General features: G+C 64.1%; 20 protein-coding genes. 16 read left to right on the top strand and 4 right to left on the bottom strand.

Annotation, left to right across the window (positions count from 1 at the left end; translation table 11 throughout):
* Positions 1–103: 103 nt before the first annotated feature.
* The 4 genes from QRD43_RS20580 to QRD43_RS20565 are packed head-to-tail and all read right to left on the bottom strand — an operon-like array spanning position 104 to position 2,865.
* Complete coding sequence (locus QRD43_RS20580; RefSeq protein ID WP_285984386.1) at positions 104–427, bottom strand: HU family DNA-binding protein; 324 nt, start codon at positions 425–427, stop codon at positions 104–106.
* The gene (locus tag QRD43_RS20575) at positions 424–687 is read right to left on the bottom strand and encodes a hypothetical protein (RefSeq protein ID WP_285984385.1); all 264 of its coding nucleotides are present in this window, start codon (positions 685–687) and stop codon (positions 424–426) included. The genes QRD43_RS20580 and QRD43_RS20575 overlap by 4 nt, the downstream gene beginning before the upstream one ends.
* Complete coding sequence (locus QRD43_RS20570) at positions 681–1,481, bottom strand: Mom family adenine methylcarbamoylation protein (RefSeq protein ID WP_285984384.1); 801 nt, start codon at positions 1,479–1,481, stop codon at positions 681–683. The genes QRD43_RS20575 and QRD43_RS20570 overlap by 7 nt, the downstream gene beginning before the upstream one ends.
* Positions 1,474–2,865 (bottom strand): replicative DNA helicase, encoded by a 1,392-nt coding sequence (locus QRD43_RS20565; protein WP_285984383.1) that lies wholly within the window; start codon positions 2,863–2,865, stop codon positions 1,474–1,476. The genes QRD43_RS20570 and QRD43_RS20565 overlap by 8 nt, the downstream gene beginning before the upstream one ends.
* A gap of 662 nt (positions 2,866–3,527) precedes the next feature.
* Here QRD43_RS20565 and QRD43_RS20560 point away from each other — a divergent pair.
* The 16 genes from QRD43_RS20560 (at position 3,528) to QRD43_RS20485 (ending at position 23,488) form a co-directional block, all read left to right on the top strand.
* Positions 3,528–4,367, top strand: coding sequence for a hypothetical protein (locus tag QRD43_RS20560; protein ID WP_285984382.1), 840 nt, complete (start codon positions 3,528–3,530; stop codon positions 4,365–4,367).
* Complete coding sequence (locus QRD43_RS20555) at positions 4,367–4,960, top strand: hypothetical protein (protein WP_285984381.1); 594 nt, start codon at positions 4,367–4,369, stop codon at positions 4,958–4,960. Before QRD43_RS20560 ends, QRD43_RS20555 begins: the two co-directional genes overlap by 1 nt.
* Positions 4,957–5,235: a hypothetical protein gene (locus QRD43_RS20550; protein WP_285984380.1), complete on the top strand. Its 279-nt coding sequence runs from the start codon at positions 4,957–4,959 to the stop codon at positions 5,233–5,235. Before QRD43_RS20555 ends, QRD43_RS20550 begins: the two co-directional genes overlap by 4 nt.
* Positions 5,236–5,262: 27 nt before the next feature.
* Positions 5,263–5,871 carry a DotI/IcmL family type IV secretion protein gene (locus tag QRD43_RS20545; RefSeq protein ID WP_285984379.1) on the top strand — a complete coding sequence of 203 codons (609 nt, stop codon included), beginning with the start codon at positions 5,263–5,265 and terminating at the stop codon, positions 5,869–5,871.
* A gap of 32 nt (positions 5,872–5,903) precedes the next feature.
* Positions 5,904–6,158: a hypothetical protein gene (locus QRD43_RS20540; RefSeq protein WP_285984378.1), complete on the top strand. Its 255-nt coding sequence runs from the start codon at positions 5,904–5,906 to the stop codon at positions 6,156–6,158.
* Between the two features lie 10 nt (positions 6,159–6,168).
* Positions 6,169–7,248, top strand: a complete 1,080-nt coding sequence (locus QRD43_RS20535; protein WP_285984377.1) for a DotH/IcmK family type IV secretion protein — start codon at positions 6,169–6,171, stop codon at positions 7,246–7,248.
* Positions 7,245–8,654: a DotG/IcmE/VirB10 family type IV secretion system protein gene (locus QRD43_RS20530; protein WP_285984376.1), complete on the top strand. Its 1,410-nt coding sequence runs from the start codon at positions 7,245–7,247 to the stop codon at positions 8,652–8,654. Before QRD43_RS20535 ends, QRD43_RS20530 begins: the two co-directional genes overlap by 4 nt.
* A gap of 1 nt (position 8,655) precedes the next feature.
* Complete coding sequence (locus QRD43_RS20525) at positions 8,656–9,642, top strand: hypothetical protein (protein ID WP_285984375.1); 987 nt, start codon at positions 8,656–8,658, stop codon at positions 9,640–9,642.
* Positions 9,643–9,694: 52 nt separating this feature from the next.
* Entirely contained in the window at positions 9,695–10,207 is a 513-nt protein-coding gene (locus tag QRD43_RS20520; RefSeq protein WP_285984374.1) for a hypothetical protein, read from the top strand.
* Between the two features lie 81 nt (positions 10,208–10,288).
* Positions 10,289–10,687: a DUF6750 family protein gene (locus tag QRD43_RS20515; protein WP_285984373.1), complete on the top strand. Its 399-nt coding sequence runs from the start codon at positions 10,289–10,291 to the stop codon at positions 10,685–10,687.
* An 89-nt stretch (positions 10,688–10,776) separates the two neighbouring features.
* On the top strand, positions 10,777–11,496 hold the full coding sequence (locus QRD43_RS20510) for an HNH endonuclease signature motif containing protein (protein ID WP_285984372.1): 720 nt from the start codon (positions 10,777–10,779) through the stop codon (positions 11,494–11,496).
* The gene (locus QRD43_RS20505) at positions 11,496–12,776 is read left to right on the top strand and encodes a hypothetical protein (RefSeq protein ID WP_285984371.1); all 1,281 of its coding nucleotides are present in this window, start codon (positions 11,496–11,498) and stop codon (positions 12,774–12,776) included. The genes QRD43_RS20510 and QRD43_RS20505 overlap by 1 nt, the downstream gene beginning before the upstream one ends.
* Complete coding sequence (locus QRD43_RS20500; RefSeq protein WP_285984370.1) at positions 12,763–13,137, top strand: hypothetical protein; 375 nt, start codon at positions 12,763–12,765, stop codon at positions 13,135–13,137. Before QRD43_RS20505 ends, QRD43_RS20500 begins: the two co-directional genes overlap by 14 nt.
* A gap of 42 nt (positions 13,138–13,179) precedes the next feature.
* On the top strand, positions 13,180–16,182 hold the full coding sequence (locus QRD43_RS20495) for a hypothetical protein (protein WP_285984369.1): 3,003 nt from the start codon (positions 13,180–13,182) through the stop codon (positions 16,180–16,182).
* Between the two features lie 567 nt (positions 16,183–16,749).
* Entirely contained in the window at positions 16,750–17,373 is a 624-nt protein-coding gene (locus QRD43_RS20490) for a hypothetical protein (protein WP_285984368.1), read from the top strand.
* A gap of 184 nt (positions 17,374–17,557) precedes the next feature.
* Entirely contained in the window at positions 17,558–23,488 is a 5,931-nt protein-coding gene (locus tag QRD43_RS20485) for a strawberry notch C-terminal domain-containing protein (protein WP_285984367.1), read from the top strand.
* Positions 23,489–23,562 lie beyond the last annotated feature (74 nt).

The following is a 23,562-nucleotide window of genomic DNA, read 5'->3' as shown; positions in this document are numbered from 1 at the left end:
GAGCGGCAGCACTGTCCGCATGTTCTGAAGCGCCTCCGTCTTGCCCTGCCGCAGGTACTTGCGCTTCAGGTGCCGTGCCAGCTGTGGCCCATCACGAGCTCGTTCAGCCCAGGCCCAGTTGCATCTGGCCGTCATCGACCTCGGCTTGGCGCTCTTGCTCTGCGGCGGCACGGCGATCCGACGCGTGCTTGAACACCAGGCGTGTGCGCGCCGGCGCGGTCACGCGCTCGCCGGTTCTGGGGTTGCGGGCCGGCTTGGCGGCGAAGTGCTGCATCTTGAAGACGCCGAAGCCACGCACCGCACAGCGGCCGCGCGCGACCGTGGTCTTCTCGATCAGTTGCAGCACGTCGACGACCAGGTCGCGGGCGACGTCGACGGGCATCTCGTGCTTGGATGCCAGGGCCTTGCTCAGGTCAGCGATGCTCATGGAAGCTTTCCTTGTTCGTGGAGGCTGAGACGCCTCAGGTGTTCGATGTAGGGGTCGTAGATGTGGAGATGGAACATGGCCAGCGCGCTGGGAGACCGGGCGATCTCGGATCGCGACTCGACTCCACACCGCTCGCGGGTGATGTCGGCGGCTTCCGCGGTGGAGGATGCTCCGATCCAGAGCTGGAAGTCGATGTCGCCGCAGTGGATCCCGAGCCAGCGCGCTGGGTCCACCTTGCGTGCTCCTCGCTTGCTCAGCATGGCGAGTGCCTCGATGCCTGAGGTGCGAAGCGGCGGACGTCCCACCCGAACACCAGGTTCCCTGGGTGGCGGATGCGGCGGAAGAAGCCAGCGGCATCGATGCGTTGCAGATACGCCGCCCCGCTTTCAAGCGGTAGGCGCCGCGGCGCGCCGGCGGAGACGAGGAGCTGCGAGGCGTAGGCTGCCCCCTGGTCCTCAGTGCGGATTTTCGACAGGGCCCGCTCGGAAGCTACGCGGCCATCAGGCAGGAGCTTCAAGGTGCGCGGCGAAGAAAGGCCCAGCGAACGCGCGTTCCCCGCTCGGTAGATGGTGCCCAGGTGGCCTGGGGCAGTGACGGTGCCGTCTAGCGCCGTGCGTGCGACAGGGTCACAGTAGCTCAGCACGGCCTGTAGGCCGGCCAGGTGCTTTGCAGCCAGACGCAGGGCTCGGGCCTGGAACCATGTCTCCGCGTTGGCCTCGGCTTCGTCCAGCAGTACGAAGCGGCCCAGCTCGACACCCTGCGCTGGCTGCAGGCCTGGGAACCAGGCAGGCACCGCGGCGTTGTTCATGGGAACCGAGAAGACGGCGACGCCCTCGAGTCGCTCGGCTTGGAAGGCCCGGCGAACGAAGAGCCCGACGCGAAGCCGCGCGGCCGGATAGGAGCGCGAGTAGTGGTGCTCGAGAACGAAGTCCTTGGCCAGCGCTTCGTCGATCAGCTCGACGCTGGCCCGGCCGTGGTCGAACACCTCGCCGCTGGGGCGATACGATGCGCGGCCGCCACGCCAGCGCTGGCAAAGGGCGAAGAGGTCAGTCATGGTTGTGCGTGCCCAGTTCGCGGAAGCGCATGGTCGCGCCCTCGAAGCTCATCTTCACGGTCTTGGTTTCGCCATCCCGGTTCTTGCCGACGATCACCTCGGTGATGCCCCGGTCGGGCGTGTCCGGGTTGTAGACCTCGTCGCGATACAGGAACAGGATGACCTCGGCGTCCTGCTCGATCTGGCCGGACTCGCGCAGGTCGGACAGCATCGGACGCTTGTTGGCGCGTTGCTCGAGGCCACGGTTGAGCTGCGACAGGGCGACGATCGGGCAGCGTAGCTGGCGAGCGAGCAGCTTCAGGCCGAGGCTGACCTCGGAGATGTGCTTCTGACGATCGACGTTCTGTTTGTCCGATGCGACGAGCTGCAAGTAGTCGATCATGATGGTCGCGCCTGGATACGCAGCGACGAAGGCGCGCGCCCGTGAGCGAATCTCCGAGAGCGTTAGTCCTGGCGAGTCATCGATGTAGGCAGGGGACTGGCACAACGCGTCGATCGAGGCCGCGAACTGGCTCCACTGGTGCTCCTCCAGTTCGCCTGACTTGAGCTTGGGAATCGGGATGTAGGAGTGCCTGGCCAGGCCGCGAGTCGCTACTGCCACCCCTGTCATCTCGAGCGAAAACAGCAGGGTGGGGCGCTTCCGATCGACCGAGATGTGCTGTAGAACGGCGTCGCCCCAGGCCGTTTTGCCCATTGCCGGGCGCCCGGCCACGACAGTGAGGGTTTCGGGGAGTAGTCCGCCGATGACGGAGTCGAGCTCTGGGAAGCCTGTTGGCGTGCTGTCTTCTGGAACTTCGCCGTCCAGCTTTGCCTGGATCTTGGCCATGATCGAGTCGCAGAACGCGCTCATTGGTTGCGGCCCCGATCTTGAGGTCTTTGACGAGCGCATCAGGTTCTGCAGGTCATCCTCCACGAACGATGCGGCCTGACTGAAGCTCTGACCGGTGCGGCACAGGGCAAGTCCCTGCTGAAGCGAGGCCTGCAAGCGGCGCAATAGTGAGAACTCCTTGATGCGTCCCGCCGCAACCTCCACCGCCTGGTCGCTTGCTGCGCGCGCGATGGGCTCGTCCAGCAACTGAGAAAGGTAGATGGCGCCGCCAAGGAACTTGTCCTGCCTTCGCCCAGCGTCGTTGATGGCGGTGACATCGAAGGGCAAGCCGGCGTTGCGCAGGGTCGCGATGACGGACCAGATGGCCTGGTGCTGCTCGATGTGGAAGTCGCTGTCGCAGAGCAGTTCGAACAGCCGGTTGTGCAGCTTCTCACGGTTCGGGTTCAGCATGATCGCGATCGCCAGGCGTTCGGACTCCTCGCTGTAGACGGTTGACTCTTCAAAGTCGCCGGCGAGCGGGCTCGTCGGATCGGGATGCTGCTGGGCTGCGGTCATGGTGCGAAGGGGCTGGTGGGTCTCAGAAGGGGGTGTGGTCGGCATCGGGGTGGAAGGGGTGCAAGTCGGTCGATGGCGCGCCGTTCTCCGGCGGTGGGGACGCGGGAGTTGCGGCGGGCCCTGCCAGACGCGGAGGCGAATTGCGTGCACCCGACCGGATGCGGCTGAGTTGCGCGAAGGCGGCTCCGGATCCCGGGATGGCGGCCGGAGACCTTGGCACCTGGGCGCTCGAAGGTGAGGGTGCGGCATCCAGGTCTTCGCTGCCGGCCCTGGTGAGGACCATCACCTCATCTGCGACCCAACCCTCCGCTTCGAGGTGAGCCCGCAATTGGAGAGCAGGGCGATCTGCCAGGTCGAGATCGTGGGGTGGGGCACCCTTGGCAATAATGGTTAGGCCCGAAAAATGAATTGCGATGTAGTCATGATGCAAATCAAATGACGATGGCGAGGCTAGAAGTGACAAAGTCCCCTGGGTCTTAGTAAACATGTTCTTCATAGGGAAGAATGGCATGTGAAGAATGATAGGCTGCTGACCTATTGATTTTCAATGACTACATGCATGCAAAACTAAACCTGTTGCTTTACATGCGGGCGCATGGTAAAAATCCGACGCAGTTGGAGGCCAATCTGGGCCGAAGCGAGGGCGAGTGAGGGCTGTGCAGATGACGAGACAGGACGAGAGCGCAGAAGTGAGAGCAGCGATGGCGACGTGCGTCGGCGCGTTGCCGCTCTTCACCTTCGCGCCTGCTTGGATCGAACAGAGCGCGGCCTTCGTCCATCCTGACGCCCGGCTGGGCAAGGCCTACATGAAGCTGCTGTTGGCGGCATGGCGGAGTGCGCCGGCTGGGACGCTCCCGGCGAGTCACCAGTACCTCGCCGACGCGACAGGGCTGCCACTGGCGCTGGTTGATGAGCACTACACGACGCTGACCGATGGCTTCGAGCTCGTCGACGCGCGACTTCGACACACGAGGCTTGCTGCCCACCTGGACACAATGGTCGCCAGGTTCGGCAAGTCGTTGGAAGAGTTCGCCCTGTCCACCGCGATTGCCGCCCAAGACCCCGAGCAGTTCTCGCTGGTCACGGTGGAGGCCGCCGGGACGCGAGCGCGCGGCAAGTGCGCACTACCCAAGAGGTTCGGTTACGAGGCTCACCCAGAGCTCATCGACTGGGCGGCGAAGCATGGATTCCCGGAGCCGGTCGATCGCGTCTGGGTGATGGAACGCTTCATCAACTACTCGCTCAAGAAGGGCGACAAATGGGTCAGCTGGCCTGCAGCGTTCCGTAGCTGGGCGCTGAAGGAAATTCAGGAGTTCGGCCACCTTCCGCCTAGCCAGGTCAAGCGCCTGCCGCCGCGTCCCGAGGGAGTGGGCCCATTTGCAAAGCTCAAAGTGGGGGCATCGAAAGGAGAGGTCGCTCGCGACCACAACGTCGACGTCTTCGCCAGCTTGAACCAGAGCAAGCCCGTTTCGGCCGCATCGATGCGGAGAGGGGATGCGTGATGGCGACGAAGTCTTCTGCATCCAAGAGCCAGGACCTGTCCTCTGCGCAACGTCTGTTGACCGAGGTCTTCGGGTACTACAAGCACCAGGCCACCCCGTTTGAGGCGACCTTGTGGAACCGTCTCATCGACGAGTTTGGTGATCCACCTATCGAGCGGTTCCTCTCGCAGCATGTGCAGCGCAGCTGCTTTGCGCCGCGAGTCAACGACGCGATGGCGGTGCTGAACCCTGGGGCTGGAGATTCCATGAGCGCGATGCTCACGTTGCACCAGGCCATCGCCCGGGTCGGCCCTTACGGAGTGCCTGACTTCTCCGCAGACCCAGCCATCGCTGCCGCGGTTGCGGATTTGGGCGGCTGGGTGGTGGTGAATACCCAGATGCCCGAGGCTTCGGATCGCTTTGCCTGGGATGCCTTCTACAAACGCTTCGACGTCGCCTACAGGGGTGCATGCGGTCGGCTGGCATTCCAGTCGGCTGCGGTACCGCGACTGCGAGGGCTGCACGATGTCGGTTCGTCCGTTCTGGCTCTCCAAAGCATGTCTGGGGCCGACTCACCAGTCGATGCTTCTCTCGTGGAGGGTGCACCCCGATGACGCCTCAAACCCGAAACGAGATCCGCGATGCAGCGCCGGTCGTCAGCCGGGTCGCGTTGCGCGTCAGCTGGTACTTCGCATTCGCTCTGCTCGTGGCGGCCATTGCCGCGGCGATTGAGGCGGCCGTCGTGGTGACCAAGAAGCCGGAGATCCATGTCCAGACGGACAACGGCGACGTCTTCTTGGCCGAGCAATTGACCGGTGCCGAGCGTGACAAGGTGCTCGAGGCGCCTGGTTCCCAAGCAGCAATCCGGCAGGCGCTCGACCAGCGTTGAACTCCATCCAGATCAGGTAGTAGCCCAGTGACCACCGCCACCCCACCGACCGCAACCGAGAACGCCTCCAGCCTCGTCAGGCTATGCACGACGCTGGGGATTGCTGCCTCGATCTCGACGATTGCCGCAGTGGTCGGCATCTATGCCGCTGCCAGGGCCAGCCTGGCCGTCATTGCGGCGACCAACTCGGGCGTGGTCATCCCGGCTGTGCCTCTTGACAAGCCCTACCTGAACGAGGCGCGGGTCCGTGCCCTTGTTGAGGAGTGCCTGCGCCGCAGCTTCTCGCACGACTTCGTCAACTATCGCCAGACGATGAATGAAGCCAAGGCTTGCTACACGGACGACAGCCACTTCGTCGAGGCGATGGATCCCAAGATCGAAGAGATGAAGAAGAACCGCATGGTGATGACGAACACGATGCCCGGTCCGCCGGTGGTGGTTCGACAGCGCATCGTCGGCGGTGTCTTCACTTGGGAACTCCAGGCTGAGATTGCTCTTGGCCTCGAGGGCACGCAGACCAAGTTCACACCGACCCGTCTCAACGTCACGACGACGTTGAAGCGGGTGCCCTTGACCGCCTCGACGAAGGGGGCGCTCATCAACAGCATCGAACTCCGCCCTGTCGTGGGTGGATGACGCGACAAGCCAGACCCGAACCTGGAGATCCGATGGAAACCTCAACTGACAACGCTGCCGTCGAGCGGCAAGTGCTGGACCTGTGCCAGGCCGAACTCGCGTCGTTGCGCACAACCCACCCTGACTGGTACGTCTTCCTCGACGATGTGGATCCCGACATCTGTTCGCGCACGGACCTCGTCGAGCTCATGAATACCGCGCCGACGCCCGGTGCTCGGCAGTACCTCTTCGGCAAGTTCACGATGCGCATCGCGATCAGCCTCATCACCGGCCGCCCGTTCGATTGAGGGCCACGCGATGAACCGGATCAACATGACCTCGAGTGCGCGTCTCAATCGCGCCCTGTGCGTTGGGTTCCTGCTGGCGATTCCCGCGCTGGTTGCGGCGGACCCCGTGGGTGGCTTCGGAGCCAATGGCCGGGGCAGTCAGTCGGCCCAGCAGGACTCCACCGGCCAGGTGCCCAATGCCAAGCAGGGCAGCCAGCCGATCAAGGTCAAGGCAGACGACAAGTCCAAGGACGATGCGCTGATCGAAGAAGCGCTGGACCAGTCCGCACCGCTCACACCGGAGCAGATCGTCAAGCTGCGCAAGGAACTCGATCGGCGCGCGGCGGCGCTCAGCATGAACGTGAGCGGCAACCCGCCCCCGAAGCCGACCATGTCGGTCTTCCAACTGGACCTGTCGCCGCGTGCCGAAGCCTCTCCGCCCTTCGTGCGGGTCTCGATGTCCCAGGGATGCGTGGTGTCCTTCCTCGATGCGACGGGCAAGCCCTGGCCCATCGAGTATGCAGACAACTACTCCAAGGACTTCTCGGTCACCAAGTTCTCGGGCCATCAGCTCTCGGTGGGTCTGCTTCGTGAGGGCGGCTTGGGCAATGTATCGGTCAAGCTGGAGGGCTTGCCCACCTCGATCAGCTTCTCGATGCTGACGGGTCAGGCCGTCACCGACTACTCGTCGCAGATGATCGTGCCGCGGTACTTCGGGGCCGTGCCGAGCAATGTGATCTCCCAGGGCAGCGTTCCTCAGCTCGGCTCGGCTGACCTCTTCGACTACCTGCTCCGCACCCCGCCGCAAGGGGCTGTACCGCTGGTCGTGTCAGGTGTGCCCGGCGCTCTGGCATGGCAGACCTCCGGTTCGCGCATGGTGATCCGCACGGAGGCCCTGCTGACCTCGGCAGTTCGCTTCTTCTCTTTGGACGGCGTCACGGTCTACGAAGTCCCGCTGTCGCCGTCCGTGCTGGGCACCTTGAACGGTCGCTACGTGCAATTGAATGTCTCGGGCTTCAAGGTGGCGTCGCCAGCTGCCGGCGTACCTAGCGGCAACCCCAACCCCATGAATGTCGTGGCCGGCTCGGCATTGAACGGAGGCAACAAGTGAGCGAGCAAGTTGAACCTGGTGGCGACGATCTCATGCCTCCGCAACCTCAGGGCAAGACCCTGGACAAGGGTCTGAAGCGCAATCTGCTCATCATCGGCGGCGTCCTTGCGTTGGCGGTGTCCGCGGTCGTTTTGATGTTCCTGTCACGTTCGAGCGGATCGGCTGACGGCAAAGGCAACTCCGACGTGAATGCCTTGAGGACGACAGTCCCGTCGACTGGACAGACGAACCAGCAAGGCCTGAGTCCCGCTGCTCGCGACATGGTGCAGCGGGTGCAGCTGGAGGAAGCTGAAGCTGCACGGAAGAGGGGGCAGTCCTATGTGCCTGCCGATCAGACCGGCACGCCCATCAAGCTGGACGCCCAGGGTCGCGAGATCCAGGGTGGCAATCAGTACGGACAGCCCGGCGGCAGCCAGTATGTGCCGAATGCGCAGGCCAACACTCAGCCGATTCAGGTCACCGAGCAAGAGCGTCGTCGCGATGACATGCGCCGCAAAGGCCTGGAAATGCAGCTGGCCGGCATGCTCAAGACGATGGCCATCTCCGGCGAAGCGCCAACGCATGTGGAGTTCAAGGCGGCGGACTCAGCGCTGAATGGGGCTCGTACCGGCGCGCAGCAGGGCCAGTCGGGCAATCCGGGGGACGCCCAGGTCCCACAAGGCGCAGATGCCGGTCCGATCCTGGTGGATGCGCTGGAGATCTTCGCCGGTGTAACGGCCAGTCCGATGGACACCTACAAGACGAGCTGGGCGTCGGCACGGATCACGTCCGGCCGTCTGGCCGGTGCCTATCTCATCGGCAACAGCACGATGATCGACGAGGGCCTGCAGGTCGCCTACACGGCGATGCGTTGGAACGGCAAGACCTACAAGATCGATGCAGTGGCGCTCGATGAAAGTGAGGCCACCAATGCCGTGACGGCCGATCTGGATCGGCGCTATCTGCAGCGCTACGTCATGCCGGTCCTGATGGCCGCCGTTGGCGGCTATGCCACGGCACGAGCGCAGACAGGTAGCGAGGTCGTGATGACGGCGGGTGGCGTGAGCGTGTCCCAGCCGCCCGCGACGAAACAGCAGGCGATCAATGCCGGCATCGCCTCGGCGATGGGCATCGCTCAGCGCGCCGTAGACAAGGAAGCGCAGATGCCCATCCGAGCCACGCTGCCGGCGAATTCGTCGATCGGGATCATGTTCCGTCAGCCCCTGCATCTGGGCGATCAGGGCACGACCGCAAGCACCGGGGTGACAAAGCCGAACTCCGGCATCGCGGCTGTGCAAGGCGTCCAGCTTGGGGCAGGTGGCCGTCAGGGCGCCGCGAACCCCTACCAAGTCAATCAAACGCCGGCGACCAATCAGGGCTACTCGGTCCCGGGCTTCAACGGACAAGTCCCTGGAAGGATCAACTGAAATGGCTGACCACTGGAACGACACGGAGGCCACGGACGTGCCTCACGATCTGAACCTGCACACGGGCGAAGACGCAATGGACGGGCAACACTCGTTGCACGACGGCGAAGTTCTCGAACATGAGGAGGTGGAGGCCCCGGCCCCAGCCCCGGTCCCGAAGAAGCGCGGAAAGGGCGCCCGGGTTGCCGTGTTGGGCCTGGGCGTCGTGGTGCTCGGCTTCGTTGGCATGACGCTGATGAAGGTGGTGTCGAGCGGCCATACGCAGGTGGAAGTTGTTGATGCGTCGCCTGAGCCTCATGCTGCTGCCACGACTGGCCAGAACGGCGGCGACGCGTTGCTCGCGGGTGCTCAGCAACAGGCAGGCGGCGCGGCTGGCGTGTTGAGCGGCGCCGTCTCCGCCCCGACGGGTGCTTTCCCGATGGCGTCATCTGCTTCCGATCCGGCGCCCAGCGCCAGCTCGTCTTCGCCCGCAACCTCTGCCACCACTGTGGTTGCCCAGGCCGCTTCGTCGCAGCAACCCGCTCAGCCGCAACCCAATGCCGCTACTGCGCCGGCCAGCGATAGCCGTGTTTCGAGCCTCGAGCAGCGCATGGACAAGGTGGAGAGCCGGGTGGATGAGATGGCCCGCAAGAAGGCGGCCGGAAAGGCCAAGGACACCTCGACCGCGGCGGGAGGCAAACCTGCGACGAAGCTGGCCAAGGAACATGCGACGGGACGCCATGCGTCTGCAAAGTCGAAGGACTCCAAGGACGGCGACACCCTCGCCGCCGCCAGGGAGGGCAAGGAAGAGCTCATCGAGAGCAAAGAACTTGCCAACTACAGGCTGCAGGCCGTCTATCCGGTGCAAGGGGCCGACGCACGCGCTTGGGTCTTCGACGGCCAGATGGTCCGTGTCGTCGCCCGGGGCGACTACCTGGGTTCTTCCGGCGCCCAGGTGGTTGAGGTGCAGCGCGACAAGGTCCTGACCACGAAGGGCGTCGTGCGTTGACTTGAATGGCATTCGACAGCAAGCGGTCTCAGGACCTGGAACGGATTCCCCAATGAATCTCGATATCACCGGCATGCTGAATGCCATGGTCGCGGTCACCCGGGCCTTCTGGCCCATGCTCTCGGCGTTGGGCGTTGTTACGGGTCTGATCCTGATCGGCCAGGCGGGCAAGCTGCTTGTCGACGCGGGCGGGCCCAACTCGCAACACGAGAGTGTTCCCATCGGGTTCGTGCTGACGAAGACCTTCATCGGAGCGATGCTGCTGTCATTCATGCGCTCCGTGGACATGGCGGCTTCCGATCTTCTCGCGGGTGTCGGTTCGGACGCGCGCACCACGCTCGCCTACTACGCGCCGGCCAACTCGGGAGGTGGGATCTGGGGCCTGGTGCTCAACGTCTGCTTTCTCTGGGTTGGCGTCATGGGTGCGTGTGCCATCTTTCGCGGGCTCTATAAGTGGCATGCCGCGGGGAGCGGCAAGTCGCAGACACGAGGCGACGACTTCTGGTCCGGCCTCTGGCACATCGTCTTCGGCGGAATCGCCGTGAACATGGGCCGCTTCGTTTAGCAGTTTCTCCAAAAGACAGCGCGGTGCCGACGGCGGGCTGTCCACATCGTCAACCGTCGGAAATTTCTGCGAGGTATCACCATGAACTTCAAGACCTTCGCGGGCCGTGCCCGCGAGACCATCAGCAAGGCCAAGTGCATCCTGGCCGTCAAGCGCGAGGCGCTCGGCGCATTCATCCTGATGATGAGTGCGCGGGCCCACGCCGGAGGCCTGCTCGACCTGATCACCAACTTCACCGCTCTGTTCAACGCGGCAAAGGTCGCGGTGGTCGCGTTGTTCGGCGTCGTCGGCCTGGTCGCGATCGGCTACGGTGGCAAGAAGATGTGGGACAAGGGTGGCGAGCGTGGCGACGACGTCAAGATGACTCAGATCATCTATCCCATCCTGGGCGGCACGATCTGCTTGGCCATCACCTACTTCGGTGTGCTGACGTTGATCACCGCTGGCGGCTCTGCTGCCGACATGGGCCGCACGCAATGACCCTCAGCTGACCTCGCGAAGCACGGGGCGCCAATGCGCCCCGTGACATCGCGAACCAGCAATCTACGATCCGGGGTATATCCACTTCCATGCTCAAGCTGCTTCTCTCAGTGAAGCGCCGCGTGTTCCGGCAGAACGATGCCGAGGCCACGCTGCATGACCAGGCGTTCAAGGCCAAGCGGGCCAATGCACTGCAGCGTCATCGATTCACCTGCAGTGGGTGCGGCTATTCGAGCAAGAACACCTCCCATCTGGATGTCCATCATCTGGATGACAACCACCGCAACCAGGCCGACGAGAACCTCGTTGCCGCCTGCCACATCTGCCACAACTACCAGCATATTGGCGAGGCCGACTTCCGCTACTCCAAGGGTCCGACGCAGCCGCGCCGCACGATGATCGCAACGATCCCTGAGATCTCGCCCGCGGACCTTAACCTCCTTCAGCGAGCCATCGGTGTTGCGCTGCTCGATGCGCAAGAGGCCGACTTGGCTCGCCGCTTGGCTGATCGTCTGGCCGCCCGGGGCGAAGTGACGGAGATGCTTTTCGGCAGCAAGTCCCCTAGCAGCTGGGCCGGCGCGATGGCCAGCATGTCGGCGGGCCAGTTTGCTGCCCGGGCGGACGTGATCGTCGATGAGAGGCTCCTGCTGCACCCTGAAGAACTCAAGGAACTTGGCCGTGAGATGCTCGCTGACAACCCGACGCTGCCGCTGTCCAAGTGGGCCAACGTTGCGCGCTCGACCATGTCCAGCGCCGCAGCAGCACCCAGCAGTCCGTCGGCGGGTCTGCTCGTCGAGGAGGCCGCCTGATGGCCCTCGGCCAGCGTACACGACAGCAGGGTGCGGGGCATGATGCTGAGCCGCCTCTCGAAGAGCTGCCGCCCTTTGGCCGCAAGCTTCAGCGCTTCGGTGTAGCGATCTTCGACAATCCGCGGGACATGTCGTCGGGTTGGGCCTGCGAGGCCGAGGGGACGCCGCGCTACTTCACGTCCGTAAACGACCTGCCCACGAGCACGGTCTGGTGCACAACGCTCGACTGGGACGAGTATCAGCACCGCGGGAAGCAACTGCACCATTTGCGTCGCAACGACTACTTGCGATCCTCACTCGGGGCGATCGCCACCGACATCGGCATCCGCATCGACGGCGAGTTCGCCGAGACGGGGTGCTTGCGGCTGGCGCAGGTTGTCGGCAACGCCATGCAACTGGCGGCCACTGTTTATGGTTGGCAGGATCCTGCATCGGACATCAGAGAGGACACCCTCCATGAGGACATCCGTCGCACGATCGTGCAGGCCCCCAAGCCGCACCAGCATGTACGTGGTGCACTTCTGGGCGCATTCCAGGGGCATAGCAGCCCGGACTGGGCACCGGTCTACGAGGCGGATTGCGTGGCGATCACGCTGCGCTACAACCGGTTGGACTACGCAGCCAAGCTGATGAATTGCACCGTGCCGGACGAGGGTTGGACTCGCGTGACTGAAGAGCGTGCAGCCGATCTGTCCCTCGATCGACTGCTTGATCCAGCCTGCCCGTCGATGGTCGAGGCGACCATCGAGTTCACTGGCTCGGATCCTGACGTCGCGACGCTGATCGCATTCGGCTCGCAGCCTGGCAAACGGGCCGGGCTGCGGAAGTGGGTCTCGCAGCCGGAGCTGCTGTGGATCAGCCGATTCGCGCGGATCCACGTCAACAGTGCCCTGATCTGTCGTGCGAGCCGCACGCTGCCCGACGCAGTGAAGTTGCCCCCGCCGATGCTCAAGGACCCGACGTTCAGCCTGTCCATCTCTGCTGGCCTTGTCGCTGAGTCGCATGTCCATGCGCTGAGTACGCTGACCTACAACCGGGCGGCCAAGCATCAGGTGGCTTCGGCCTGGGCCGTCTGGCTGCGCGCACTGGATCGCTCGCTGTGCTTCTCGCTCGCGCACAAGGCCATGCAGGCCGGCTTCACGCCGCTGAACTACGGCAGCGGATCAGTGCGAGTGCGTGTGCCGCGGACGCGCTTGGGCGACTTGCTCGAGTTCGCTTCGGAGAACGGCATCGCCTATCCAGCCTTCAGTCCCATCTTCGAGGAGCATGGTGTTTCCTAAGCACTCCGCACCTGAGCTCGTGCCAGAGCCTGCATTTGATCTGGATGCTTTGCGCCGGGTCATGCTGCGCGCGCCCATGTCGCGCGGCGCCGACGGTCACCCCAAGTCCATGATGACCGACCTCGATGTCCTGGTCGGCTTGCCCCCGATCAACCGCGTGGTCCTGATCGCCCAGACCCTCAAGGCCGCGATTCTTGAAGACGATGGGTGCCGTCGCATCGTCGTCAATGGGAATGTCAACGCCGGCATCCGAGCAGAGATCGACCTCCGCATGAGCGGCAAGCTGCCGCTCCAAGCGCCGCTCATCCGCCCCCAGCAAGCGGAGGCGGCGCAGCGGCAACAGTCAGTGCCGACGGCCTGACCCACTTGTCCAGTTGCCCTCTACACGCCGCTGAAGCGCCAAATGATCGAATCCATCGAACGCACCTTCTACTGGTTCTCGTCCTTCCTGCTCGAGGGCGATGCGTTGGCCCACACGCAGCTGCGCAGCGCCGTGGACGACATGATCCTGGTCACGACGTCCGACGACCTCATCTCGTTCATCGAGATCAACGGCTCCCGAAAGCTGGTGGGTGGGTTGGAACTCGACATGCAAATCGCGGCCGTTGCAGCCAAGCTGGCCCAGGTGATGAAGAGCGGAAATGGTGCCCAGCACTCCTTCGGGATCTCCTTCCGTTCCTCTCCCGACGGCGCAGAGCGCGTGCTGCGCGAGCTCGTGGCTCCGGGTGTGGCCACCGCCGAGCGTCTAGGTGTTCCCAGTGACCGGCTGGACTACTTCGAGGACCAGGTGAAGGCCTTGATGTCGAAGTGCACTGATGAGCAGGTCTATCTCTGCGCCTTGACCCACCGGGAAGGCCTATCGCCTGCCGAGAAGAAGCGTGCGTCGGAATGGCGCTTCGAGGCCCAGGGCAAGTTCATCAAGGCGGCCAAGGGAGTCCGCCTCAACGACGATCACGCCCAGAATCCACGCGTGCCTTCTCCGATGCTGTTCCCGCGGCACCGCTCGATGGTCACCAACCTGGTGTCCGCGCTGAGGGGCGACGTCGATGCGAACGGCGCTGGACTTCAGGTGCGCGAGCTCGATTGCGGCGAGGCGTTGAATCTGATGCGCCGGCAGATCGATGCGACGCCATTCCCCACCAGCTGGCGCCCGCGGTTCATCGGTGACAGGGGAACAATTGCCAGCACTGCCGGCACCCGAAAGGGCGACAGCGCCAACATGTTGCCGCCGCCCCTTGCCCGGCAATTGGTCACCGAGAAGTACCGCGAGCTGTTCGTCGATGCGGAGATCGCGAAGAAGGGCCAATGGCACTTCGCATCGGTGGTGCTGGAGATGCCGCCAGAGTCCGGTGGCGAGCCCTTCTCTGATCTGGCTAGCATGATTGGCAGAGAAATTCCGTGGTCGGTCAGCTTTGAAGTCAGCCCGAACGGCACGTCGTTCCGCCAGGCCGACCAGATGTACGGCGGATTCGTGGGTGGCTTCGGCGACACCAACAAGAAGATCCGCGCAGCCTGGCTGGAATTGAAGAGGCTCCACAAATCCGGCGATTACGTGTGCGCCATCCGCGTTGTCTTCACGACGTGGGCGAAGACAGAGAGCGGATGCGTGGACAACCTGTCCATGTTGCGCTCGAGCATCGAGTCGTGGGGCTCGTCGATCGTCAGCAACGAAACCGGCTCGCCGGCCTTGGCGGCGCTGTGTGCAGCTGCGGGCTTCGCAAAGCGCAACCCTGCCCCGTACATCCCGGGCCCGATCAGCGAGCTTGCGACGATGTTCCCCATGTTGCGTCCGGCCTCGGTATGGAAGACGGGCCAGTTGCTCACGCACACGAAGGAAGGGCGTCCCTACCCGGTGGCATTCGGGAGCACCTTGCAGAACTTCTGGGGCACGATCGGATTCGCGCCCTCCGGCTACGGCAAGTCCTTCCTGCTGTCGATGCTGAACTACGGCATCCTCACGTCGGCTGGACTCGACGACGTGCCCTACCTGGTGGTGATCGACGTGGGCCCATCCTCGCGGCTGGTCATGGATTTGGTGCGAGACATGCTGCCCGACCGGCTGAAGCCCCAGATCGCGTCGATCCGCATCCGCAACGACAAGCGGTACACGGTCAACATCTTCGACACCCAGCACGGCTGTGACATGCCGACCCAGGTGGATCTGGACTTCCAGGTGTCGGTCGTCAGCTCCCTTGCTCCTACCCTCGGCGAGGAAGGGGATCGCTTCTGCGCCATGGTGATCCGTGAGGCCTACCGTAGGTTCGGCCGCAAGAGCCCGGACCAGCGAGTGTGGCAGCGCTCCTTTGATCCGGCGCTGCACGACCGGCTGGAGCAGAGCGGCTACACCTTCAGCGAGAAGACCCGTGTGTGGGACGTCGTCGACGTGCTATTCGACATGGGTAGGATCGACGACAGCATCCTCGCGCAGCGCTACGCGGTACCCCGGCTTGCCGACTTGGTCGGAGCTGCTCAGAGCAAGGTGCTGCGCGACCAATGGGGCGCGGCCATCACCAAGAACGGCGAGTTGTTGACCGATGTCTTCATTCGCTCGATCACGTCTGCGCAGTCCGAGTACGAGCTCATCAGCGGCTTCACGAAGTTCGACATCGGACCTGCTCGCGCCATGTCCATCGACTTGGAAGAGGTCGTTGGCTCCATGAATTCGGAAGAAGGGAAGCGGCGATCGGGGATCATGTTCATGCTGGCGCGCCGGCTGGGCGCCAAGAACTTCTTCCTGCGGTGGGACGAAATCGAAGAGATCGTTCCGAACCGCTACCGCACCTACCAGCGCGAACGCATCGAGAGAATCTCAGCAGCGATCAAGTTCCTCGAGTACGACGAGAAGCACTACACCTCGGGCGTCACCGGCGTCGACAACCAGATCAACGTCGACCTGCGTGTGGGCCGGAAGTACAAGACGGTCACGATGATGTTCTCGCAACTGCTGGCGGACTTCCCCCGCGCGGCCGTGGACAACTGCTACACCTACCTCGTCCTCGGAACCGGGTCGAGTGCCTCGACCAAGGAACTGCAGGAGACCTTCTCGCTCAGCGAGTCTGAGATCGGCGCTATCGAGAAGGAGTGCACGGGCCCGGGGCGTGTGTTTGCCCTGTTCAAGACCACCATGGGCACGACTTCGCAGGTGCTGCATACAACAGCCGGCCCCTTCATGATGTGGGCGTTCTCGACCAGCACCGACGATGCGCTGTTGCGCAAGCTCGTCACCGAGCGGCTTGGCTACCTGGAAGGCCTGCGCGCGCTCGCCAAGGCCTACCCAACAGGCTCGGCGCGCAGGGCGATGGAGCTCTATCAGAACAAGCGTGGCAACGATGACAGCGACAAGCGCACGCTGCCGGAGATCTTCGCGGATCGTCTGCTGTCTGACATCGAAGCCGTTGCGGCATGACGGCGGTGCCTCTTACTGGAGGGGCTGCCTCATGAACGCGGCCGCACTTTGCGTGCAGGACGTCGCCGCCAACGACGGCGAGGCGTCCGGCCTGGGCATCGCGATCAACTGTCACTGAGCTGCTGCGGGCCGCTTCCGGCCTGAGATCGTAGGCCGAGATCGCGCCGATGGTCGTGAGACCGGTGCCGTTGACGTTTGCTGCGGCGGCCCGCGTGCCGCACCAGGCGTCGCCCTGGTGGACGGCCAGCCGATGGGATTTGCCGTGCATCTGGCCTCGCTGGCGCAGGCGTTGAGATCTGGCGGCGGGCCATGTCGGCGAATTTGCATCTCGATAGAGCAGGGCGGTGATTTGCAGAAATGCATCTACCGCCCTGTTTGCGTTTTACACGATGTTCGTTGCGCGTCCCATTCAGAAGCACTAGAGTCTATTTAACCACTTTGCAAACGTAGTAGTACGCAAAGTGAATTGAATGGTCGCGAGGGGCAGGACACCGAGCACTCGGCCCAGCGATCTATCGGCTCCAGTGCTCGGTGTTTACCAACCCTTCAACCTCAAAAGGAATTCTCATGGCACTCGCAAAGCGTTCCAACAACGGTGGCAACAACATCTTCGTGGACATCAAGGGCAACACGGGCGAGATCGTTCGCAAGCTGGAAGGCGGCGGTGTCGAGACCTACGACTCGCTGGATGGCACCGTCACCGGTGTGGACGTCCGCAGCAACACCTACAAGGGCGAAGAGATCCACAGCCTGCGCATGAAGATCGAGGACGGCAGCGACACGAAGATCTTCGCGTCTGTGGGCCTGGGCAGCTTCTTCGCCGGCAAGATCGTCGGCCTGCTGAATGCCGCGGACCTGTCCAAGCCGATCACGCTCAACGTGGGCCAGATGAAGGCCGGCGAGACCGTGGGGGATCGCGTGGTCGAGAAGGACACGACCTGGGTCACCGCCTGGCAAGACGGCAAGCGCCTGACTCCCGACTTCGGCAACGGCGCGACCGAGCTGCCCAAGGCCAACAAGGTCGTCGTCAGCGGCAAGGAAATGAACGACATGACGCCCGTCAATGAAAAGGTCGCTGAGCTGATCGGCGGCCTGATCGACAAGCTGCACCCCGAGGCCGGCCCGAGCGACGACCACGAACAAGTCGACGTGGACGCCGCCGCCGGCGCTGCGCAGCGCATGGCGGCCTGATCCCAGCCAGGGAAGCCTCGCTGGATCGCCGCAGCGCGACTCGAGACCGAGCTGCGGCTTCTTGATCGACGACACACCAGAGGGGGCTTGTAGCCCCCTTTTTCCTTCCTGCCTCTTTTGCCTCGCAGCGGCTTGGGCATGAAGGAAAGAGCTACCTCGCAACCCATCAAGACCAGGATCGCACATGAGTAAGTGGATCGACCTCAACGACAGAACCACGGGCGGCAAGCTCAAGGTGGCCTCCATCGACGGCGGCACCTATTTGTTCATCGTCGGGATGAGCAATCAGTCGCCTCGGTGGCAGGCTGCCGTCGACAAGCTGGGCTTCGTCTCCGGCGGTAACGGCAAGTTCCTCATCCGCCGCGCGCAGCCAGGAGAGCGCACGAACGCGCGGCAGTTTCATCCGGTCTGGCCGAATGCCGCGCTGGTCGAAATGCGCCCAGAGGATTTCTATCTGGACCTCTCCAAGGCCAAGAAGCAGCGTACGCAGGCCTCTGAGGAGGAGCGCCAGCTGTCGAACGAGACGGCCGGTGCCATCCGCCTGGGGCGCAACCTGGATGGCGACGTCGTCTACGAGGGCTCGTTGGGCCGCTTTATCTGGCGCGATCGACACGGCGCCACCTACGAGAGTCCGAGCCTGCGGCCCGAGATGGTGCTGCGTGCCGACGGCGATGAGTCGCTTGACCGCTGCGCCGATGGGTTCGTCGCCTCGATGGTGATCGGTGAGGTCCAGCATAGCGAGGACTTCGACCGTTTCGTGCGCGCCGTGAATTCAATGCCTTTGGAAGGAGCCGCCAGGCCCGGCCAGGCGGCTCTCGACAAGGCGCACGCCGCGGTCGAGGCGGCTGTAGTTCGGCAGCTGGCGCGAGACTACGAGACGGCGCAGGACGCCTACGGCGAGTCTGTGCGCCTCTACGAATACCTGCCGCCCTACGCCGGCAGCCGCCGCGGCGCTGGTGTGATGCCGCAGCCGCTGTCCATCATTGCCCAGCGGCTGCTGGGCGACACGTCAGGCCAGACTGTCACCGTGCCCAATGCCTATGACGGCGCGGCCTTCGCGTTCCTGGCGCCCGACACGACCGTGCGCGCCTATCGCGGCGACAAGGACCTGTCCTCCAAGGCGGTCGGGTTTCGGCCGGCCAAGGTGGAGTGGCTCGATGCCTTCTCGCCGGCGCGCGAGATGGGCACGCAGGCCCTCTTCTTCAATGCGGATCCTGTGCGAGGCTCCGATGGCCTTCGCGTGGACTACCGGGATGCCCTCAACACGCTGCGTGCGCTGGCCGAGAACGGCCGGGCCGTTCTCGTGCTGGCGGGCGACGACCCGCAGTTCCCGGGTGAACTGAGCCGGGAGTCGCGGCGATTTGTCGAGACGCTGGCGTCGACGTACACGATCGAGGCGGCCTTTGAGACCAACTCGGCGCTCACCCAGCGCGTGGGATCGCAGAACACGTTGCGGGTCTATGCCGTGCGCAATCGCCCCCCCGCTGAGCGCTTTGAGGCTGCGCAATTGCCTGTGCTGCACAGCTGGGACGAGATCAAAGCAGCCGTTGACGAGGCCCTGGTTCAGGCCAAGGTGAAGGAGGCCGAAGCGCAGAGCGTCGACATCGAGCGCGCGGCCAAGATCAACCTGTTCCAGTCGCCCTATATCGCCTTCTCGCGCGTCAGCGAGTCGCGCACGATGGTGCCCAAGAACCTGCAGGCCCCATTGCAGGCTGCGCTGGCCGACGTGGAGGCCGTGCACGGCCCGGTCGACACTTTCGTCGAGCGCGAGATGGGTTTCGGCGAGAACACGCTGGGCTCTCGATTGAGCGCGGAGCAGGTTGACGCCCTGGCCCTGCTGATCTCGCGCATGAAGCGCGGACGCGCCGGAATCCTGGCCGACGAAACGGGCATTGGCAAGGGGCGCACGCTGGGCAGCCTGGCGACCTGGGCGTCCAAGCAAGGCCGGCCCGTCGTGTTCATCACCGACCGGGCCAACCTGTTTTCCGACCTGGCGCGCGACCTGCGCGACATCGGGGAGTGGGGCCGCTTCCGCCCGCTGATCACCAACGCCGACGGCCGCATCGTGGATTCGATCGGCGATGCCGGTGTCCTGGCCGAGGGCACCAAGCAGGAGCGCATGCGTGAGATCCTCGAGAACAACACACCGCTCGCCGAGTTGGATGCCAACATCGTCTTCTCGACCTACTCGCAGATTTCCGGCGAGGCCAGCGAGAAGTCCCAATGGATCAAGAACCAGCTGGCCGACGCACTGCTGATCGTGGACGAGGCCCACATCGCCGCCGGCTCGGATAGCACGATCGCGCGCCAGGTGGCTGAGATGACCTCCCTGGCCTGGAATGTCGTCTACTCCTCGGCGACCTGGGCGAAGTCCGCCAAGAACCTGCACATCTATGCGCGCGCATTCCCTGAGACTGTGAATGTGGGCTCGCTCACCGAGACCATGAAGCGTGGTGGTGACGGCTTCGCCGAGGTCTTCTCCAGCATGTTGGCACGCGACGGCGCCCTCGTGCGGCGTGAGCACGACCTGAGCCGCCTCGAGTTTGTGCTGGAGGCCGACGTCGGCAACATGGCACGCAATCGCGAGGTGGCCGACAAGGTGGCCACCATCATGGGCGCCATCAGCTATGCCGCTGGCGACCTCTCCAAGCTGATGATCCGGTTATCCCAGACCAGCATCGACGCGCTGAAGGCGGCTCGCGGCGTGCGCAGCCAGCACCAGCGCGCCAATATCTTCAGTTCGTCCTTTGCCGCGGGGAGCATGCTCTACCAAGTGCAGCGGCGCATGAATGTGGCCCTGAACGCCGACAACGCCGTGCGCCTGGCCCTCGCCGACCTTGAGCAGGACATCAAGCCGGTCATCGTCTTCGACGATACGGGCGAGTCGTACTTGCGCCGCGTGTTGGAAGATCATCAGGTCTACGGCCCCGATGGCAAGCTGACGCGGCCCGACTTCATCCGGATGCCGAATCTGCGCGATCTGATGCGCAAGGTCCTGGAGGACGTCGAGACGGTCAAAGTCACCGAAGTGACGCTCGAGGAAGTCGATGCGGCCGAGTCCGTGGGCATCAACCTCGCACGCCAGCACACTGGCGATGACGAAGACGAGGCGGAGGGTATTCAGGACGGCCTGGCAATGACCGAAGCCGCAGACGGCGTGGATGTCGATGCGGCGGTAGCTCTGGCCCGCCGGGCTGCCGGCGGCGCCGGCACGGGCGCTCACGGGAATGGCCGCGAGGTCGGTTCCGCGGGCGGGGATGGGGACGAAGCCGCTGACGAGGCTCCTGCAGCAGCAGCGAAGAGCCGCCGCCGCAAGCGCGTGAGGCGGGTGAAGTTCTCGTCGATGCCGGATATCCCGGCTCAGGACCGCGAGGCCTTCGACACCGGGATGACAGAGCTGCGCAAGCTCATCGAGGATCTGCCCGAGCTGCCGTTGAGCGTGGCCGACTACATCCACAACCAACTGCGCGCCGCTGGCGTGCGAACCGGCGAGATCTCCGGTCGCACCTTCATGCTGACGACCGCTGAATCGACGGTGCCTACAGAAGGGGGCGCCCCGCCCGCTCCGGGCGAGATGCTCTACCGCGTGAGCGTGCGCCCGAAGTCCAAAGGCTTCGTCAACTCGACGGTGCGCGCCTTCAACAGCGGAGAACTAGACGTCGTACTGCTGAATCGGTCCGGCGCCACCGGTCTGTCGTTGCATGCGAGTCCGCGCTTCATCGACAAGCGTCGTCGCTCGCTGATCGAGATCCAGACGCCGGAGAATCCCAACGAGCGCGTGCAGCTGTTCGGGCGTGTGAACCGGTTCGACCAGGTCTCGTTCCCGAAGATCGTCGTCGGCTCTACCTGCATCCCTGGCGAGTTGCGACAGCTCATGATGCAGAACAAGAAGCTCGCCGAGATGTCCGCCAACGTGCGTTCCTCGCGCGAGACGCACACGGTCATCAAGGATGTGGTGGATCTGCTGAACCCGCTGGGGCGAGAGGTGTGCAAGCAGTTCTTCATCGACAACCCGCAGTTCGCGACGCGGATGGGCCTGCCCATGGCCCGCATTGAGGATGGCTCGCTCGACGCCGCGAATGCCTTCAGCCAGCGTGTGTCGCTGCTTCGGGTCTCTGAGCAGGAGCACCTCTATGAGCTGGTGACGGGCATGTTCGACGAGGCCGTCATGAAGGCCGAGCTGCTGGGTGAGAATCCCTTGAAGCCGAAGGAGATGGACATTCGTGCCAAGTCCTTGAGCCGACGGGTGGTGATGGGTCTCGACCACGGTGGCCTCGGTTCCGCCTTTGACGGTCCGGTGTTCGCGCGTCAGCTTGAGTACGAGGAGACGCTGGCTCCGTTGACCTGGAGCGAGCTCGCTCAGCGCATCGCTGCAGCGCGCAAGAATCTCGTCGATACCGGCCGGGCACGGCAAATCGGCACGGTTCTGGATGAGCTCCGCACGCCCATCATCGACGTCGGTGACCTGGCGGCAAAGACGACGCTGCAGCTCGATGCGCTGGCGCGTACGGCGTTGGTGGCCACGTCGTTCACCAGCACGGCCGAGGCGATGGCCAGCGACAAGCCCAATCCCGTTCGCCGTGGAATGACCCGAAAGCTCTGGATCGAGCAGAACCTCCGCAAGCTGGTCCCTGGTGCCCGCATTGGGTTGCCGGTCAACGATGAGCGCATGCAGGGCATCCAGATCCCCGGCGTCATCGTCGACCTGATTCCGCCGCCCGAGAAGAAGGAATCTCAGCTCGCGATGTGGAAGGTGCTGGTTGCGCAGCCGGGCGATGAGCACCCTGTAGCGCACTCTCTGTCCTCGCTGATGGAAGGCGTGATTCTGGTGGAAGATTCCACAGGCCAGCGTGCGATCTCCAAGACGGTCGTCGGCCACGACATGCTGATGGCTGAACGTAGCGGCTCCGACGACATCCTGCGCCGTGCTTTTGATCAGTCGATCCGCGGCAAGAAGGTGCGACATGCCGCCATGCTGACCGGCAACATGTACATGGCCTCTGAGTTCGCCGCGCAGTCGAAGATCGGCCACGGCGTCATCTACACCGACGATCGAGGTCTTCGTCAGCGGGGCATCTTGCTGAACCGGCAGTTCAGCGCGGCCTCGCTTCGGCACATGCCGGTACGTGTGTGGACGCGCAGGGCCATCGAGGAGCTGATCCTTGAGCTGGCGGGTATGAAGCCAGACCAGATCCAGGTTCTCGATGGGCAGGAATTCCCGGGCGCTTGCGAGGTCAACAAGAACGTCGGCAGCGGCTACCTCATGCACATGAGTTTCCACGGCGCCTGGAGCTATGCGAGCAACGCTGGGACGAACTTCGACACCATCGTGGTGACGCCAGGTCAGGGCTTGGTCTTGCTGCCTGGCAAGGAGTCGGGCAAGCGGATGGCATTCCTGATCCGAGCTGCGCAGAAGCGCATCCGCGAGCGAGAGTTGGAGTCCCTGGCTGCTTCAGGCCAAGCGCCACAGGCCGGGCCTACCGTGGTTGTGGCCGACGGTGAAGAGCAGGGGGCTGATGGCGGCGTGGCGCAAGCCGCGGCGCCTGCCGTCCCCATTGCCGCAGGCCCGGTGCACCGTGGATTGCGCGGCCGCAGGCTGAAGCCGAAGCCGCCTGAGGATCCCAACCATGTCGCGATCACCCAGCCAGGTGCCAAGCGAGGCCTGGCGCCGATCCTGCTGAAGGCCACGACGCCTGGCACCATGCGGCGGGCAATCAATGTGCTGATCGAAGGCGTCGGCCTGCAGTTGTTTGTGTCCCCGCACATCCAGCTCGGTGAGCGAGCCAGGCAGATCGTTCGCGATGACCTGGTGAGCCGCATCCGGGAGGAGATCGGGGACGACCCTGCCCGTCTGCTCAAGCTTGAGGAGCAACTGCAGCGGCTCGATAGCAGCACGCATTTCGAGGAGCTGGAAGAACTGGCAGAGGACGGGGAGCAGGAGCAGCCCTTGCTGTTCAGGGAAGACGGCTCGATCTACGAGCCTGGCCAGGCCGGCGAGGCAGCGGAGCAGCCTCCGCTCGATGACGTCCTTGCTGAAGTCCATGGCACTGATGCAGCGGCCGAGGGAGGAGATGGCGCGGCTGGCGGCCAAGAGGGGCCTCGATTGGCTGCGTGAGGCGCCTCCGGCCATCGTCAAGGCCGGTTGGTCGCCAGGCGCTCTGACATCTGAATCACCACATTCTGATACCT

The organism is Roseateles subflavus (assembly GCF_030285365.1).
Taxonomy (GTDB): domain Bacteria; phylum Pseudomonadota; class Gammaproteobacteria; order Burkholderiales; family Burkholderiaceae_C; genus Roseateles_B; species Roseateles_B subflavus.
The sequence above is the reverse complement of the archived record's forward strand: the minus strand, read 5'-3'. Positions and strand labels throughout refer to the sequence as shown.